Here is a 17,121-nt window from a genome sequence, read left to right as displayed (position 1 = left end):
CGATCGCACCGATTCATCGAGCGGTCCGCGTCCCGTCTTCGCGTGAAGGCCGCACGACGCGCCAGCGGCGCGAGCCGAAACCCGCCCGCCGCTATCGCGCCACGAAGCGGCCGTGCTGACGCGGCCGCCACGGCGACGACCGGTAACTGGCCGCACCGGCCGCGCGACGCGCCGCGAATCGTCCGCCGCGACGCAGGCCCGACTCGCGCCGGGCCATCGCGACGATGCGCGGCGCCCACGCATGCATGACACGCCGCACGGCTGCCACGCGCGCCACCAACCGCGACGCCGGCGACACGCGGCGCGCAGCGTGTGCAACGGGCCGCTTGCAGAGGATCGCGCTGTCGTAGCGCTTGCCGGCGAAGCGCATCACATCGACCACCTCGAAGCCCTGCGCGCCGTAAAACGCCAGCAGGTGCGATGCCGGATGCGGCGTATCCAGCGCGAGCAGCGCATAGCCGCGCAACGCGGCCCACTGCTCGGCGAACGACAGCAGCAACGCGCCGATCCCGCGGCTCTGGCAAGCCGGGTCCACCGCCACCTGGCGCACGCTCGCGACGCCTTCGCACCGGTACAGCGGGCAGGCGGACGACGGATCGGTCGCATACAGCGTGGCCGTGCCGACGACACGCCCGCCGCACACGGCGACATAACACTCGCCTGCTTCCGCGCGGCGGCGCGTGACGTCTTCGTCCTGATCGACGCACGTGCAGTTGAGCCCCATCGCACCGAGCCGCGCGAACGCACGATGCAGCATCGGCGTGAGGTGTGCATAGCTGTCGATTGCCGGATCGAAACGCCGGACGATCACCCGATCGGCGCACACGGAAGGCGGCGCGGCAGCGGTGCGTTCGGCGATCGCGTTCCAGGGTATCGACATGGCCATGCTCCGTGGTGAAGATGCACGAAGTCTAGGAGCGCGCCGCGCACCGTCGCAAGAAAAAATGTCGTAAAAATCCTGGGGTAACGCGGCGGATGGAGGTAGCGAGTACGGTGCGGTTCAATGCTGCATGTCAGTCGTGGCGAACGCATCGGCGCACCGATCGTTGCTCGCGCAAGCAACGCGTCAAGCCATGAAATCGACGCCCGGCGCGCACGCCGTTGACACGTGCCGCCCCGCGCTCCAGACTCGCTGCTCCGTCACCGCATCGCGAGCGCCCATGATCACCTGCTTCCTTCGCTACGTCGTCGATCCGTACAAACTCGTCGAATTCGAAACCTACGGCAAGATGTGGATTCCGCTCGTCGAGCAGTTCGGCGGCACGCATCACGGCTACTTCCTGCCGTCCGAAGGCGCGAACAACATCGCGCTCGCGATGTTCTCGTTCCCGAGCCTCGCCGAATACGAGCGCTACCGCGAACGCTCGAAGGACGATCCGGCCTGCCAGGCCGCGTTCCGCTACGCGGAGGAAACGCGGTGCATCGTCAGCTACGAACGCAGCTTCTTCCGGCCGGTGTTCGAGTAACGGGCAGGGTCGTCGCACATCGCGCCCCGTTTTCCGGCCGAGGACGAAAAAAAGCCCCGCCAGCATCCGCGCGGCGGGGCCAACCCATGTCAGTAGAGACATCATGGAGGAGACGAGCCCATCTTATCGACCGCGGCGCACCGTCCCAACCAAGCATTTCTGCTATCGATTTGCGGGGCCGCGCACACGATTGCCCGCGCCGCACGGCATATCGATAGAACGAAAAGTCGTTTTCAGAGTGGCGATGGGGTCGTTACCATCTGGTTTTAAGCCTGTGCTTAGCCGGGCAAGCCATTCCCGAGGAGCGCCCCTTGACTGCATTCGATCAACACCGCCGCCCGTTCGTCGTCGGCATCGGCGGGACCACCCGAGCCGCGTCGTCCACCGAACGCGCGCTGTCGTTCGCCCTGCGCGGCGCGCAAGCCGCCGGCGCGCGCACGCGCCTGTTCGACGGCCCGTTCCTGCATACGCTGCCGCACTACGCCCCCGAACACAAGACGCTGACCGACGCGCAGCGCGAGCTGATCGACGCCGTGCGCCAGGCCGACGCGATCATCATCGCCACGCCCGGCTATCACGGCGGCGTATCCGGTCTCGTGAAGAACGCACTCGACACGCTCGAGGAACTGCGTGCGGACGACCGCCCGTATCTCGACGGCCGCGCGGTCGGCCTGATCGTCACCGCGTACGGCTGGCAGGCGGCCGGCACCGTGCTGACGTCGCTGCGCTCGATCGTCCATGCGCTGCGCGGTTGGCCGACGCCGTTCGGCGCTACCGTCAACACGCTGGAAACGCGCTTCGAAAGCGCCGACAGCTGCTCGGATCCGAAGGTCGTCGCGCAACTCGAGACGGTCGGTGCGCAAGCCGCCGAATTCGCGCTCGCGTTCGCATCGCATCGTGCGGCCTCGCATGCGGCATCGGTCGATGCGCTCGCACCCGTGCTGAAGGTCGCCAACCAGTAACCTCCGCATTTCCGCCGCGCGCCCTCGGTCGACACGCTTCGACGGGGCGCGCGCGGTGCGTCTTCCGACGCGTGGCGATGTGCCGGGCGCGTCGTCCTCCGCCTCCCGAAAACACCGTTCCCGCGCACCACTCCGATAACGATTCAGGCCGCCGCGTAATTTGCATTGACCGAAAGATTGGTTCACGCAGCCGGCGCGTTTTCGTACGCTGAAAGTCCGAACTTTTTCCGCGCACGCCATGAACCGTACGATCCGCTACAAGGGCTACGAAGTCGCTCCCGCTGCCGCCCGGTTGCCGAACGGGCTGTTCGCCGCCAACCTGACGATCGAACGCGCGAGCGGCGGGCCGTCGCCGCGCTCCGTGTCGTTCGACGCAATCGATTTCTTCTTCGAGGAAGAGCACGCCCTCGCCTACGCGTCGCGCTGGGGCCGCCTCTGGGTCGACACGAACGCGTGACACCCGCGGGGCCGGCGTGCACATGGCCGCTCGAAAATACGCGATGACGGAAGCTGTGCAAGAATCTTTCGATCCGTAATCGCATAACAATAGCCATGACCGACACGCTGCAGGAAGAGCATGCAGCCGCAGATCACGCGATGCGCAACTGGACCTTCGAGAGGCAAGGTCCGGTCCGGATCGGTTCCGATGCGCACAAGCAGATGTTCTGTCGGATGCTGCTCGACACACACAATCCGTACAAGCCGGCGGTGATCGACTGGCCGGCGCTCCAGCCGGCCGAACTCAGGCGGCTCACGTCGCTGCCGATCTGGGACATCGCGGTGCAAACCGAAGGACGCGCGTCGATTCGCGTGGCGACCTACGCCGCGACGGTCGACGATCCGCTGCTGCGCCGCGCGCTCGAGATGGACGGCGGCGAGGAAGCCCGCCACAAGGTCGTGCTGTCGAAGCTCGTCGAGGCGTACGGCATCCGGCTCGCGCCCGAGCCGGCCTACCCTGCGCCGACCGATCCCGAATGGTCGTGGATGATGACGGGCTTCAGCGAATGCATCGACAGCTTTTTCGCGTTCGGCCTGTTCCGCTCCGCGCAGCGCTCCGGCTATTTCCCGCCCGAACTCGTCGAGACCTTCGAGCCCGTGATCCAGGAAGAAGGCCGCCACATCCTGTTCTTCGTGAACTGGTACGCGTGGTACTGGCGCACGATGCCGTGGTGGCGCCGGCCGTGGTTCTTCGCACGCGTCGCGGCCGTGTGGGTGCAACTGATCCGCGACCGCATGAGCATCGCGCGCGGCATCGATGCCGACGGCGCCGCGCGTGACATGAATTTCCCGGCCACCAGCACCGCGGACATCGGCGATGCGCTGAATCCGCGCGAGTTGATCGAGCTGTGTCTCGCGGAGAACGACCGGCGGATGGCCGGTTACGACAAGCGCCTGCTGCGCCCGATGTTCGTGCCGCGGATGGCGCGGTTCGCGCTGCGGTTTCTGAAGAAGTAAAGTCGGGGGCTTGCCGCGGGCCATGCGGCAAGCCCCCGGGTTCGGCCCACGCCCGTGGACCGAATGTGGCGTGCCCGACACATTCAATCCTTCCCTCTTTTTCTTCGACACGTCGAGCCGTTGGCGGCGTGGCGGACAAATTGCCGCACCCCGGAGCTGACATTTCGGGCCCCTCCGACCCGACGCCGCCCGCGGTCTTTGACGTCCTGTCGACACCACGCGAAACACCCGCCGCGAGCGGCCCCGCTCGACTTCCGGCATGCGCGCCGATTCCGCCTTAACGCCGATGTCAACGCCATCGTCAATAGGACAAATCCGATAAATTGACGCGGATCGTTTCATCTGGCGCTCTGTAGCACTTTTTTACAACTTCCACGGGCTGGGCGGCCCGGAACGCCCGTCACACGGGCCGCCGCGCTGGGCGAGATGCGCAAATCAGCACAATCCAATGCGTTCAAAATCAGATAAATATAATTATTAGATAATCGCAAGATACAAATGCAAATTCAATTAAAGCAAAACAATTAACAAGTTAATAAAAAACAAAATACATTATATCCAGGCATACCCATTAACATTACAAACATGAAAGAATTGGGCGTCGCGCAAACGTTTGCTATTTCATTTGTCTTACTTTTTGACCGATCCGGTGTGTTACCTACCGCACACATCTCACCTAATACATTGATTCTTATATGAAATTCACGGGATCACCAGAATATTTCGAACCCTACAAGACACATTCTTGCATCTTTCAAATTCATTCTTCTACGGCGCATCAAAACACGCTGCATTAACCATTCTTTAACTTTAAAAACACTTCATTTATCACTGTTTGTCAATCTTAAAAATCCACCTCCAATAAACTCCGCCCATCAATTTTGAGATTCGCGCGAGCGCACGGAGTAATCCTCTAACAAAAGAGACCGGTGTGTGGCGTGCACATTTGGAGGTAGCAGGACATGAACCGCACATACCGCTCGATCTGGAACGAAGCGCTTGGCGCCTGGGTCGCGGCATCGGAAATCGATTCGGCACGGGGCAAGCCGAACAAGTCGGCCGTCGTGGTGGCAGCAGTCGCGGCTCTGGCGATCAGCCTGCCCGGGTTGGCCGAAGCCAATACGCTCAACACACAGCAAACCTGCTTCACGGGAAGCAACGGCGCGGTCGGCCGCGTCAACCCGGGCGGTACGCAAAACCAGGCCGGCGACGGCTCCGGGACGTATTCGGTCGTAGCCGGGTGTAACTCCAACGGCAACGGCTGGACCGGTGTCACGGTATACGGCTCGTTCGCGCAGGCGAACGGCAACGGCGCCGTCGCCACCGGCATGCAATCGTCGGCCGGCCTGTGGGGTGTCGCAGCCGGCCTCGAAACCACCGCCAGCGGCGCCGCTGCAACCGCCCTCGGCTTCGGCTCGACGGCGAGCGCGCTGAACTCGGTCGCGATCGGCGGCGCGGGCGGCGACGGCACGACGCCGCTGTCGCAGGCGAACTCGACGCTCGCATCGGGCGCGGGCTCGATCGCAATCGGCAGCAACGCAACGAAGGGCGCGCAGTCGGCCGCGTCGGACGGTATCGCGATCGGCGGCCAGTCGTCCGTCGCATCGACCGCCACGTCGGGCATCGCAGTCGGCCGCGGTGCGACCGTCAATGGTGCGTACGGCATCGCGCAAGGCGACGGCGTCGTCTCGGGCGCAACGGGCCGGAACGTGGCCATCGGCTCGTCGGGTACCACCGCGAACGGCGGCACGGCTGCCGGCGGCGCAGTCGCGATCGGCCGAGGCCAGGTCGCGACCGGCGACGGCGCGGTTGCGATCGGCGATCCGAACAGCGCCACCGGCACGGGTGCGCTGGCAATCGGCGCGAACGACACGTCGAACGGTTCCGGCGCCATCGCGCTCGGCAACAACAACTCGGCGAGCGGTACGGGTTCCGTGGCGCTCGGCAACAGCAGCACGGCGACCAGCAGCTCCGTCGCAATCGGCAGCTCGGCATCGGCGACGGGCACCAACGGCGCGGTTGCCATCGGCAACGCCGCGACCGCGAACGGCACCGGCGCGATCGCACTCGGCAACGTCGGCAGCTTCTCCGCCAAGTCGCTGGCTTCCGGCACCGACGCACTCGCGCTCGGTAACGGCTCGACGGCCAGCGGCAACGCCGGCGCGGTCGCCGTCGGTGCGGCAGCCGTGGCGTCGAACTCCTATGCAACGGCCTTCGGTTCGAACGCGACTGCGTCGGGCGCAGGTTCGGTCGCGTTCGCACAAAATGCCAATGCTTCGGTGTCGAACGCCATCGCGATCGGCGTCGGGTCGACCGCAAACGTCGCGAACTCGATCGCACTCGGCAGCAGTTCCGTGACGAACAGTGCACTGACGACGACGTCCGGCGGCACCACCGCCGTCAATAGCACCACGATCGGTGGCCAGTCGTTCGGCAACTATCAGGCCGGGACGCCGACGGGCGGCATCGTCAGCGTCGGTCAGCCGAACGCGGAACGCCGCATCCAGAACGTCGCGGCGGGCCTCGTCAGCGCGACCAGCACCGACGCGATCAACGGCAGCCAGCTCTTCGCCGTGGCAAGCACGACGACGTCGAGCATCGCGAGCCTGTCGACGTCGACTTCGACGGGTCTCTCGTCGGCTAACAGCTCGATCACTTCGCTGTCGACCTCGACGTCGACCGGCATCAACTCGCTGTCGACCGGCCTCAGCTCGGCTAACAGCTCGGTTACGTCGCTTTCGTCCTCCACGTCGACGGGCCTCTCGTCGGCTAACAGCTCGATCACTTCGCTGTCGACCTCGACGTCGACCGGCATCAATTCGCTGTCCACCGGCCTCAGCTCGGCAAACAGCTCGGTTACGTCGCTTTCGTCCTCCACGTCGACGGGCCTCTCGTCGGCTAACAGCTCGATCACTTCGCTGTCGACCTCGACGTCGACCGGCATCAACTCGCTGTCGACCGGCCTCAGCTCGGCTAACAGCTCGGTTACGTCGCTTTCGTCCTCCACGTCGACGGGTCTGTCGTCGGCCAACAGCTCGATCGGCTCGCTGTCGACCTCGACCTCGACCGGCATCAATTCGCTGTCCACCGGCCTCAGCTCGGCAAACAGCTCGGTTACGTCGCTTTCGTCCTCCACGTCGACGGGCTTGTCGTCGGCTAACAGCTCGATCACTTCGCTGTCGACCTCGACGTCGACCGGCATCAACTCGCTGTCGACCGGCCTCAGCTCGGCTAACAGCTCGGTTACGTCGCTTTCGACCTCCACGTCGACGGGTCTGTCGTCGGCTAACAGCTCGATCACCTCGCTGTCGACGTCGACTTCGACCGGCATCAATTCGCTGTCCACCGGCCTCAGCTCGGCAAACAGCTCGGTCACGTCGCTTTCGTCTTCCACGTCGACGGGCCTCTCGTCGGCCAATAGCTCGATCACCTCGCTGTCGACGTCGACTTCGACCGGCATCAATTCGCTGTCCACCGGCCTCAGCTCGGTCTCGACGAAGACAGACAACCTCGGTAGCAGCACCGCGTCGGCACTTGGCGGTGGTTCGACGTACGACCCGACGACGGGCAAGGTCTCGGCTCCGGCGTACACCACGTACAACGCGAACGGCACGACATCGACGGCCAACAGCGTGGGCTCGGCGATCAACAACATCAACAGCCAGGGCATCAAGTACTTCCACGCGAACTCGACCGGCGCCGACAGCACCGCGACGGGCACCGACGCCGTCGCCATCGGTACCGGCGCTGTCGCCGGCACGAACAACTCCGTTGCGCTCGGCGCGAACTCGGTGACCGCCCCGGCCAATCCCACGAGCAGCGCGACCGTCAACGGCGTGACGTTCGGCGGATTCGCTGGCGCCACGCCGGTCGGCACCGTTAGCGTCGGCGACCTCAACAAGGAACGGCAGATCACCAACGTCGCTGCCGGCCAAGTGACCCAGACCAGTACCGACGCAATCAACGGCAGCCAGCTTTATTCCGTCGCCCAACAAGTCGGTACCGCGACCAGCGCCATTTCGTCGCTGTCGACTTCCACTTCGACGGGTCTTTCGTCGGCCAACAGCTCAATCACGTCGCTGTCGACTTCGACTTCGACCGGCCTGTCGTCGGCTAACAGCTCGATCACCTCGCTGTCGACCTCGACTTCGACAGGTCTGTCGTCGGCCAACAGCTCGATCACCTCGTTGTCGACCTCGACCTCGACCGGCCTGTCGTCGGCTAACAGCTCAATCACGTCGCTGTCGACTTCGACTTCGACCGGCCTGTCGTCGGCTAACAGCTCGATCACCTCGCTGTCGACCTCGACTTCGACAGGTCTGTCGTCGGCCAACAGCTCGATCACCTCGTTGTCGACCTCGACCTCGACCGGCCTGTCGTCGGCTAACAGCTCGATCACCTCGCTCTCGACTTCGACTTCGACCGGTCTCTCGTCGGCCAACAGCTCGATCACGTCGCTCTCGACCTCGACTTCGACCGGCCTCTCCTCGGCCAACAGCTCGATCACCTCGCTCTCGACTTCGACTTCGACCGGTCTCTCGTCGGCCAACAGCTCGATCACGTCGCTCTCGACCTCGACTTCGACCGGCCTCTCGTCGACCAACAGCTCGATCACCTCGCTCTCGACTTCGACTTCGACCGGCCTGTCGTCGGCCAACAGCTCGATCACCTCGTTGTCGACCTCGACCTCGACCGGCCTGTCATCGGCTAACAGCTCGATCACCTCGCTCTCGACTTCGACTTCGACCGGCCTCTCGTCGGCTAACAGCTCCATCACGTCGCTGTCGACCTCGACTTCGACCGGCTTGTCCTCGGCCAACAGCTCGATCACCTCGCTCTCGACTTCGACTTCGACGGGTCTCTCGTCGGCCAACAGCTCGATCACGTCGTTGTCGACCTCGACCTCGACCGGCCTCTCCACGGCTAACAGCTCGATCACCTCGCTCTCGACTTCGACTTCGACCGGCCTCTCCTCGGCTAACAGCTCCATCACGTCGCTGTCGACCTCGACGTCGACCGGCTTGTCGTCCGCGACCAGTTCGATCAGCTCGCTGTCCACGTCGACTTCGTCGGGTATCGGTTCGCTGTCAACCGGCCTCAGCTCGACCAACAGCTCGGTCACGTCGCTGTCCACGTCGACCTCGACCGCAATCAACAATGCGAAGACGCACTACTACAGCGTCAACGACAACGGCACGACGCAGGGCAACTACAACAACGACGGCGCGACTGGCTTCAACTCGCTTGCGGCAGGCACGAATGCGACCGCAGCGGGCGCCAAGAGCGTTGCCATCGGCGACGGCGCCCAAGCCGCGACGGACTCATCCGTCAGCATCGGTTCGGCAGCCGGTCAGGGCAGCAGCGGGTCGTACAACGTCGCGATCGGCGCGGCCACCGGCCAGAACACGGCCGGCGTCGGCAACACGGCCGTCGGCAACACGGCGGGCACTTCGGTAACCGGCAACTACAACGCAGGATTGGGCGTCGGCGCAGGCACCTACACCAATGGTTCCTACAACACCGCAGCGGGTTACTACGCCGGAACCTCGACGACCGGCAGTGGCAACTCGGCGTTCGGTTCCTATGCAGGTGCAGGCACCACCGGCAACAACAACGTCGCGATGGGCAACCAGGCCGGCGCACAGATCGCGGTCAACGATACGGTCAGCATCGGCAGCAATGCCAAGGCCGGCGCGCAAAGCGGTGACGTGGCGCTGGGCAGCAACTCGGCCACTCAAACCGTGGTAGCCACGACCGGGACGACCATCAACGGCAAGAACTACAGCTTTGCGGGTACTTCGCCGACCAGCACGGTCAGCGTCGGTGACGCGGGCGCCGAACGGACGATCACCAACGTCGCGGCAGGCCGCATCAGCGCAAGCAGCACGGACGCCATCAACGGCTCGCAGCTTTACCAGACCAATCAGGCGCTCGAGGCAACCGGGTCGGGACTCGCGAGCCTGTCCACGTCTGCATCGACGGGGCTCTCGTCCGCGAATAGCTCGATTTCGTCGCTGTCCACTTCGACTTCGACCGGCATCAACTCGTTGTCGACCGGCCTCAGCTCGACCGATAGCTCGGTGACCTCACTGTCGACTTCCACGTCCACTGGCCTCTCGTCGGCTAATAGTTCAATCTCGTCGCTGTCGACTTCGACCTCGACGGGTATCAATTCGCTGTCGACGGGCCTCAGCTCGACCAATAGCTCAGTGACGTCGCTGTCGACCTCGACCTCGACCGGCCTCTCATCGGCTAACAGCTCGATCACCTCGCTGTCCACCTCGACCTCGACCGGTCTCTCGTCGGCCAACAGCTCGATCACCTCGCTGTCGACCTCCACGTCGACGGGTCTGTCCTCGGCTAACAGCTCGATCACCTCGCTGTCGACCTCCACGTCGACGGGTCTGTCGTCGGCAAACAGCTCGATCACGTCCCTGTCGACCTCGACCTCGACTGGCCTGTCGTCGGCTAACAGCTCGATCACGTCGCTGTCGACTTCGACTTCGACGGGTCTGTCGTCGGCCAATAGCTCGATCACGTCCCTGTCGACTTCGACTTCGACCGGCCTCTCGTCGGCTAACAGCTCCATCACGTCGCTGTCGACCTCGACTTCGACCGGCTTGTCCTCGGCCAACAGCTCGATCACCTCGCTGTCGACCTCCACGTCGACGGGGCTGTCGTCGGCAAACAGCTCGATCACGTCCCTGTCGACCTCGACTTCGACCGGCCTCTCGTCGGCTAACAGCTCCATCACGTCGCTGTCGACCTCGACTTCGACCGGCTTGTCCTCGGCCAACAGCTCGATCACGTCGTTGTCGACCTCGACTTCGACTGGCCTGTCGTCGGCCAACAGCTCGATCACGTCGTTGTCGACCTCGACCTCGACCGGCCTCTCCACGGCTAATAGCTCGATCACCTCGCTGTCGACTTCGACTTCGACGGGCTTGTCGTCGGCCAACAGTTCGATCACGTCGTTGTCGACCTCGACTTCGACGGGCTTGTCGTCGGCCAACAGCTCCATCACGTCGTTGTCGACCTCGACCTCGACCGGCCTGTCCACGGCTAATAGCTCGATCACCTCGCTGTCGACCTCGACTTCGACGGGCCTCTCGTCGGCGAACAGCTCGATCACCTCGCTGTCGACCTCGACTTCGACGGGCCTCTCGTCGGCGAACAGCTCGATCACCTCGCTGTCGACCTCGACTTCGACCGGCTTGTCCTCGGCCAACAGCTCCATCACGTCGCTGTCCACCTCGACTTCGACTGGATTGTCGTCGGCTAACAGCTCGATCACCTCGCTGTCCACTTCAACTTCGACTGGATTGTCGTCGGCCAACAGCTCGATCACCTCGCTGTCCACCTCGACTTCGACTGGCCTGTCGTCGGCCAACAGCTCGATCACCTCGCTGTCCACTTCGACGTCGACCGGCCTGTCCTCGGCAAACAGCTCGATTACGTCGTTGTCGACCTCGACCTCGACCGGTCTGTCGTCGGCCAACAGCTCGATCGATTCGCTGTCGACTTCGACCTCGACGGGCCTGTCATCCGCCAACAGCTCGATCACCTCGCTGTCGACCTCGACTTCGACGGGTATCGGCTCGCTGTCCACCGGTCTGAGCTCGACCAACAGCTCGGTATCGTCGCTGTCGACCTCGACTTCGACCGGTCTGTCATCGGCCAACAGTTCGATCACGTCCCTGTCGACGTCCACGTCGACCGGCCTGTCCTCGGCTAACAGCTCGATCACGTCCCTGTCGACGTCGACCTCGACCGGTATCAGTTCGTTGTCCACCGGCCTGAGCTCGACCAACAGCTCGGTGTCGTCGCTGTCGACGTCCACGTCGACGGGTCTGTCGTCCGCGAACAGCTCGATCAGCTCCCTGTCCACCTCGACCTCGACCGGCCTGTCGTCCGCGAACAGCTCGATCACGTCCCTGTCGACGTCGACCTCGACCGGCATCAACTCGCTGTCCACCGGCCTGAGCAGCACGAACAGCACGATCGTGTCGCTGTCCACGTCGACGTCGACCGGCATCGGCTCGCTGTCCACTGGCCTGAGCAGCACGAACAGCTCGGTGTCGTCGCTGTCCACGTCCACCTCGACCGCGATCAACGCCGCGAAGACGCACTACTACAGCGTCAACGACAACGGCGTGCAGCAAGCCAACTACGCCAACGACGGCGCCACGGGCACCAACGCCCTCGCCGCCGGCGTGAACGCCAGCGCGGCGGGCGCCAGCAGCGTGGCAGTCGGCGACGGTTCGAACGCGCAGACGGCAGGCGCGGTCGCGATCGGCCAGAACGCGTCGGCAACGGGCGGCAAGGCGGTATCGATCGGCTCCGGCAACACCGCGTCCGGCGACGGCGCGGTCGCGATCGGCGATCCGAACGTTGCGACGGGTACCGGCGCAGTGGCGATGGGTGCGAACAACACGGCGACCGGCGACGGCGCGGTGTCCCTCGGTAACCAGAACACGGCAACCGGCGCCAGCGCGCTCGCCCTCGGCAGCGCGAACCAGGCCACCGCGGACAACACGATCGCGCTGGGCAACCAGGCCACGGCCAGCGCCACCGGCGCACAGGCCTACGGCTCCGCCGCCAAGGCCACGGCCGCCGACGCGCTCGCCTTCGGCACGAACGCGCAAGCGAACGTCGCCAACTCGATCGCACTCGGCGCGAACTCGGTCACGGCCGCGGCGGTCGGCACCTCGAGCGCCACGATCGGCGGCGTCACGTACCCCTTCGCGGGCAGCTCGCCGGTCGGCGTGGTGAGCGTCGGCGCACCGGGCCAGGAACGCCAGATCACGAACGTCGCCGCGGGCCGGATCTCGGACACCAGCACGGACGCGATCAACGGCAGCCAGCTGAACGCGACGAACAACGCGATCAACACGCTGTCGACGTCCACCGCGTCGAACGTCGCGTCGCTGTCGACCGGCATCAACTCGCTGTCGACCGGCCTGAGCACGACGAACAGCAACGTGGCGTCGCTGTCCACGTCGACCTCGACCGCGGTCAACTCGCTGTCGACGGGCCTCAGCACGACGAACAGCAACGTCAACTCGCTGTCGACGTCGACCTCGACGGGCATCGGTTCGCTGTCCACCGGCCTGAGCACGACGAACAGCAACGTGGCGTCGCTGTCGACCGGCGTGACGAACATCAACAACCAGTTGAACCAGCTGTCGACGACGCTCAACAACAACACGACGCGTGCGGCGAACAACAACGGCGTGGCGGCCGACATGAACGGCACCGGCAACGATCACCCGGTCGTCACCGCCGGCTCGAACTCGGTGGCGATCGGCGCGAATTCGAACGACGGCGGTCGCTCGAACGTGGTGTCGGTCGGCAGCGACACGCAGCAGCGCCAGATCACGAACGTCGCGCCGGGTACGCAAGGCACCGACGCGGTGAACGTGAACCAGCTGACGCAGGTGCAGACGACGCTGTCGACGGCACTGTCGGGCCAGCAGGCGCAGATCAACTCGCTGGGTTCGCAACTGCAGCAGACCGACCAGATGGCGAAGCAGGGTATCGCGGCCGTCGGCGCGATGGCGTCGATCCCGCAGCTCGATCGCGACGCCAACTTCGGGATGGGCGTGGGCACGTCGACCTTCCTCGGCCAGAAGGCGATGGCGGTCAGCATGCAGGCGCGTATCACGGAGAACCTGAAGGCGTCGGTCAACGGCGGCTTCAGCGGCGGTCAGAAGGTGATCGGCGCCGGCATGCTGTATCAGTGGAAGTAACGCGTCGCGCCGCCCGGCCGTTCGGCTCGCCGCCGGACGGCCCGCGGCTCCGACGGCAGGACGAGCCCGCTGCGCGCCGCGCGGCGGGCCTCGGTCAACCCAAGCTTTAAGGACGTCACCGTGAACAAACTCGCTCTTGCGCTCGCGCTTTCCGCAACGGCCCTCGCCGCGTGCTCGACCGCATCCGGCCCGACCTTCAGCGCCTCCGAACTGCAGCCGCGCGACGGCGTGCGCACGTTCCAGGTGGACTGCCACGGCCTGCTGTCGGGCCCGCAGACCTGCATGAAGGCTGCTCGCAAGATCTGCGGCGACGAGCCCGTGCGCGCCGTCGACTCGGCCCGCGCGCTGCGCGACAAATCCGATCCGGCCACGCTGGTCTTCCAGTGCGGCGCCGCACCGGCCGAAGCGGCCTCGGCCGCCGAACCGGCTGCCGCCGTGATCGAACGCGTGAACCTGTCGGGCGACGCGCTGTTCGCCACCGACCATGCGACGCTCGCACCGACCGCGCGCGAATCGCTGGACCGGCTGCTGAGCGAGCGCAAGGACCGCACGTACTCGCAAGTGTCGGTCACCGGCTTCACCGATTCGGTGGGCAGCGACGACTACAACCTCGCGCTGTCGAAGCGCCGCGCCGAATCGGTCGCGGTCTATCTGAAGGCGCATGGGCTGAAGACCGACTCGATGACGGTCTCGGGCCGCGGCAAGGCCGATCCGGTCGCGTCCAACGCGACGCCGGAGGGCCGCGCCAGCAACCGCCGCGTCGAAATCCGGCTGCAGCACTGAGCCGCCTGCGGCCGCCGATGCGGCCGCGCGATCCGGCAGGCCGCCCGCGCCGCGCCGGAATTCCGCCGGACGACCGGGCGCCGCTTCGCCGGCGCCCGCTCCCGTTGGCCGGCGGCTATGTCAAAGTTCGTCACGCCCTGCCAAAACCGGCGATTTCCATGCCACAATCGCCGCAGACAGTCGCCGGGGCAGCCTGCCCGACGCGCGCCGCACCAGGCGTGCCCGGCGACACGCCGGAATCCGGCTGCCGCCCGCGCGAATCCCGTCGCCCGATTCGCGCACCGCGGCGCACCGGCGCGAATCCAATCATGACAATCCACGGCGTACCGCTGCCGGCCAGACGCTCGACGCGATGCCCGGACGCACGACGCCGCAGAGGAAACAACCGGTGACGGACATCAATGAAGCCGCCGCGGGCGGCACCCGCAAGCAACGGCCGGCGGTCGGCATCTCGCTGTTTGCGCGCGACGGCCAGGCGATCTGGGAAAACGGCATTCACCAGAACATCGCGTTCCTCGCGATGATGCTCAAGCGCTCGGATCGCGTCGGCCCCGTCTATTTCCTGAACGGCGGCGACGCCAACGCGCTGCCGGCCGGCCTCGAACTCGACGGCCTCGACATCCCGCTCGTGAAACCCGCCGACGTCACGCACGAACTCGACGTCGTGATCGAAATGGGCGCGCAGTTGCCGGTCGAATGGCTCAGGCACATGAACGCGCTCGGCAAGAAGATCGCCGCGTTCTTCTGCGGGCACGTGTATGCGGGCCTGTGCGAAACGCCGATCTTCGGGAAGCCGTCGGGGCACGTGTTCAACGGCGCACCGTTCGACGAAGTGTGGCTGCTGCCGCAATACGACAAGACCGCCGCGCCGATGCTGCAGACGATCCTGCGCGCGCCCGTCCACCTGATGCCGCACATCTGGTCGCCGTACTTCCTCGAGCGCCGCGTGGCCACGCTCGCCGACGAAGGCGCGACCTTCGGCTACCGGCCCGGCCAGCGGCCGTGGAAGCTCGCGATGCTCGAGCCGAACATCTCGGTCGCGAAGTCCTGCCATTACCCGATGCTCGCGTGCGACGAGTTCTACCGCGCGCGGCCTGATGCGGTGCAACACATGTTCGTCGTCAACTCGATGCACATGAAGGAACATCCGACCTTCGTGCACTTCGCGAACAGCCTCGATCTCGTGCGCCAGCACAAGGCGACGTTCGAACCGCGCATCGACCTGCCGGGCTTCATGGCGCGTCACGCGGATGCGGTCGTGTCGCACCACTGGGAAAACGGGCAGAACTATCTGTATTACGACGTGCTGTACGGCGGCTATCCGCTGATCCACAACTCGACGCTGCTCGGCGACGCCGGCTATTACTACCCGGACTTCGACTCGGCCGCCGGCGGCCGCGCGCTGCTCGAAGCGTGGCTGCATCACGACGAACGCCTCGACGACTACCGCACGAAGGCGGGCCGGCTGCTGCAGTCGGTCTCGATCGACAACCCCGCGAACCTCGACGCGTTCGTCTCGCGTCTGGTCGCCTGAACCGGAGCATACGCATGTCGGACTCCAATGCCCGTCAAGCGCCCGGCGAGGGCAAGCGTCTCGTCGTCGGCGTGTCGCTGTTCGTGCGCGGCGCCGGCCAGTCGCTGTGGGAAAACGGCATTTTCCAGAACTGCCTGCTGCTGATCCTGCTGCTGCGCCAGTCGCCGCTCGTCGCGGATGCCGTGATGGTGAACGGCGGCGAACAGGTCGCCGATCCGCAGATGATGCTCGGCGAGTGGAACGTGCCGCTGCTGTCGATGGACGAAGCGCTGGAGCGCTGCGACGTGCTGATCGAAATGAGCGCGCAGTTCGGCGCGGACTACCTGCGCGCGTTCCGCGAGCGCGGCGGCAAGGTGGTCACGATGCGGGTGGGCAACGACTACGTGATCGACATCGAGCGCGCGATGTTCGACAAGCCGTCGGGTTTCCTGTTCTCGGGCGCGCCGTACGACGCGGTGTGGACGATTCCCGAATTCGAGCGCTCGTGCCTGCACTACTACCAGACAGGCCTGCGCGCGCCGGTCACGATCGTCCCGCACATCTGGCACCCGATGCTGTTCGACAAGGCGCGCGCGACGCTCGGCGCCGGTTTGTCGTTCGGCTATCAGCCCGGCAAGCCGCGCTGGCGCGTGACGATGTTCGAACCGAACATCTGCATGGTGAAGACCAGCATCATTCCGATGCTGATCACGGAGGAAGCCTACCGCGCGAATCCGGCATTCCTCGAATTCGTGCGCGTGTGCAACACGATCCACCTGAAGGATCACACGACGTTCATCCACTTCGCGAAGAGTCTCGACATCGTCGAGCACGGCATCACGACGTTCGAAAGCCGCTATGCGGTGTACGAGTTCATGGCCGCGTACGGCGATGCGGTGGTGTCGCACACGTGGGAGAACGCGCAGAACTACCTGTACTACGAGCTGCTGTACGGCGACTATCCGCTGATCCACAACTCGCCGTTCCTCGGCAAGGCCGGGTATTTCTATCCGGACTTCGACTGCCAGGCGGGCGGCCGCGCGCTGTTGCAGGCGTTCGCCGAACACGACGCGAATCTCGACGCATACCGCGAGCAGTCGAAGCACGTGCTCGACTCGGTCAGCATCTACAACCCCGAGAACGTCGCGGCCTATACGGACGCGATCGCCAGTCTCTATCGCGACGCGTGACAT

The 17,121-nt window shown here is 65.2% G+C and carries 9 protein-coding genes; 8 read left to right on the top strand and 1 reads right to left on the bottom strand.

What is annotated here, in order from left to right:
- Positions 1-91: 91 nt before the first annotated feature.
- Complete coding sequence (locus tag HWX03_RS27460) at positions 92-880, bottom strand: GNAT family N-acetyltransferase (protein WP_175873406.1); 789 nt, start codon at positions 878-880, stop codon at positions 92-94.
- 280 nt (positions 881-1,160) lie between these two features.
- Between HWX03_RS27460 and HWX03_RS27455 the strand changes: the two genes are divergently transcribed.
- The 8 genes from HWX03_RS27455 (at position 1,161) to HWX03_RS27420 (ending at position 17,118) form a co-directional block, all read left to right on the top strand.
- Positions 1,161-1,466 carry an NIPSNAP family protein gene (locus tag HWX03_RS27455; protein WP_174391183.1) on the top strand — a complete coding sequence of 102 codons (306 nt, stop codon included), beginning with the start codon at positions 1,161-1,163 and terminating at the stop codon, positions 1,464-1,466.
- Between the two features lie 311 nt (positions 1,467-1,777).
- Entirely contained in the window at positions 1,778-2,428 is a 651-nt protein-coding gene (locus tag HWX03_RS27450; RefSeq protein WP_059502143.1) for an NAD(P)H-dependent oxidoreductase, read from the top strand.
- A 238-nt stretch (positions 2,429-2,666) separates the two neighbouring features.
- Positions 2,667-2,885 carry a hypothetical protein gene (locus tag HWX03_RS27445; RefSeq protein WP_006480563.1) on the top strand — a complete coding sequence of 73 codons (219 nt, stop codon included), beginning with the start codon at positions 2,667-2,669 and terminating at the stop codon, positions 2,883-2,885.
- 95 nt (positions 2,886-2,980) lie between these two features.
- The gene (locus HWX03_RS27440; RefSeq protein WP_175873405.1) at positions 2,981-3,883 is read left to right on the top strand and encodes a ferritin-like domain-containing protein; all 903 of its coding nucleotides are present in this window, start codon (positions 2,981-2,983) and stop codon (positions 3,881-3,883) included.
- Positions 3,884-4,845: 962 nt separating this feature from the next.
- Positions 4,846-13,632 carry an ESPR-type extended signal peptide-containing protein gene (locus tag HWX03_RS27435; RefSeq protein WP_175873481.1) on the top strand — a complete coding sequence of 2,929 codons (8,787 nt, stop codon included), beginning with the start codon at positions 4,846-4,848 and terminating at the stop codon, positions 13,630-13,632.
- A gap of 120 nt (positions 13,633-13,752) precedes the next feature.
- Positions 13,753-14,415 (top strand): OmpA family protein, encoded by a 663-nt coding sequence (locus HWX03_RS27430; protein WP_175873404.1) that lies wholly within the window; start codon positions 13,753-13,755, stop codon positions 14,413-14,415.
- A 388-nt stretch (positions 14,416-14,803) separates the two neighbouring features.
- The gene (locus HWX03_RS27425; protein WP_175873403.1) at positions 14,804-15,949 is read left to right on the top strand and encodes a DUF2827 domain-containing protein; all 1,146 of its coding nucleotides are present in this window, start codon (positions 14,804-14,806) and stop codon (positions 15,947-15,949) included.
- A 14-nt stretch (positions 15,950-15,963) separates the two neighbouring features.
- Complete coding sequence (locus HWX03_RS27420) at positions 15,964-17,118, top strand: DUF2827 domain-containing protein (RefSeq protein WP_175824106.1); 1,155 nt, start codon at positions 15,964-15,966, stop codon at positions 17,116-17,118.
- The last annotated feature ends 3 nt before the right edge of the window (positions 17,119-17,121 follow it).

The organism is Burkholderia sp. BCC0397 (genome assembly GCF_902832865.1).
Classification (GTDB): Bacteria; Pseudomonadota; Gammaproteobacteria; order Burkholderiales; family Burkholderiaceae; genus Burkholderia.
This window is presented reverse-complemented; position numbering and strand designations above follow the sequence as displayed.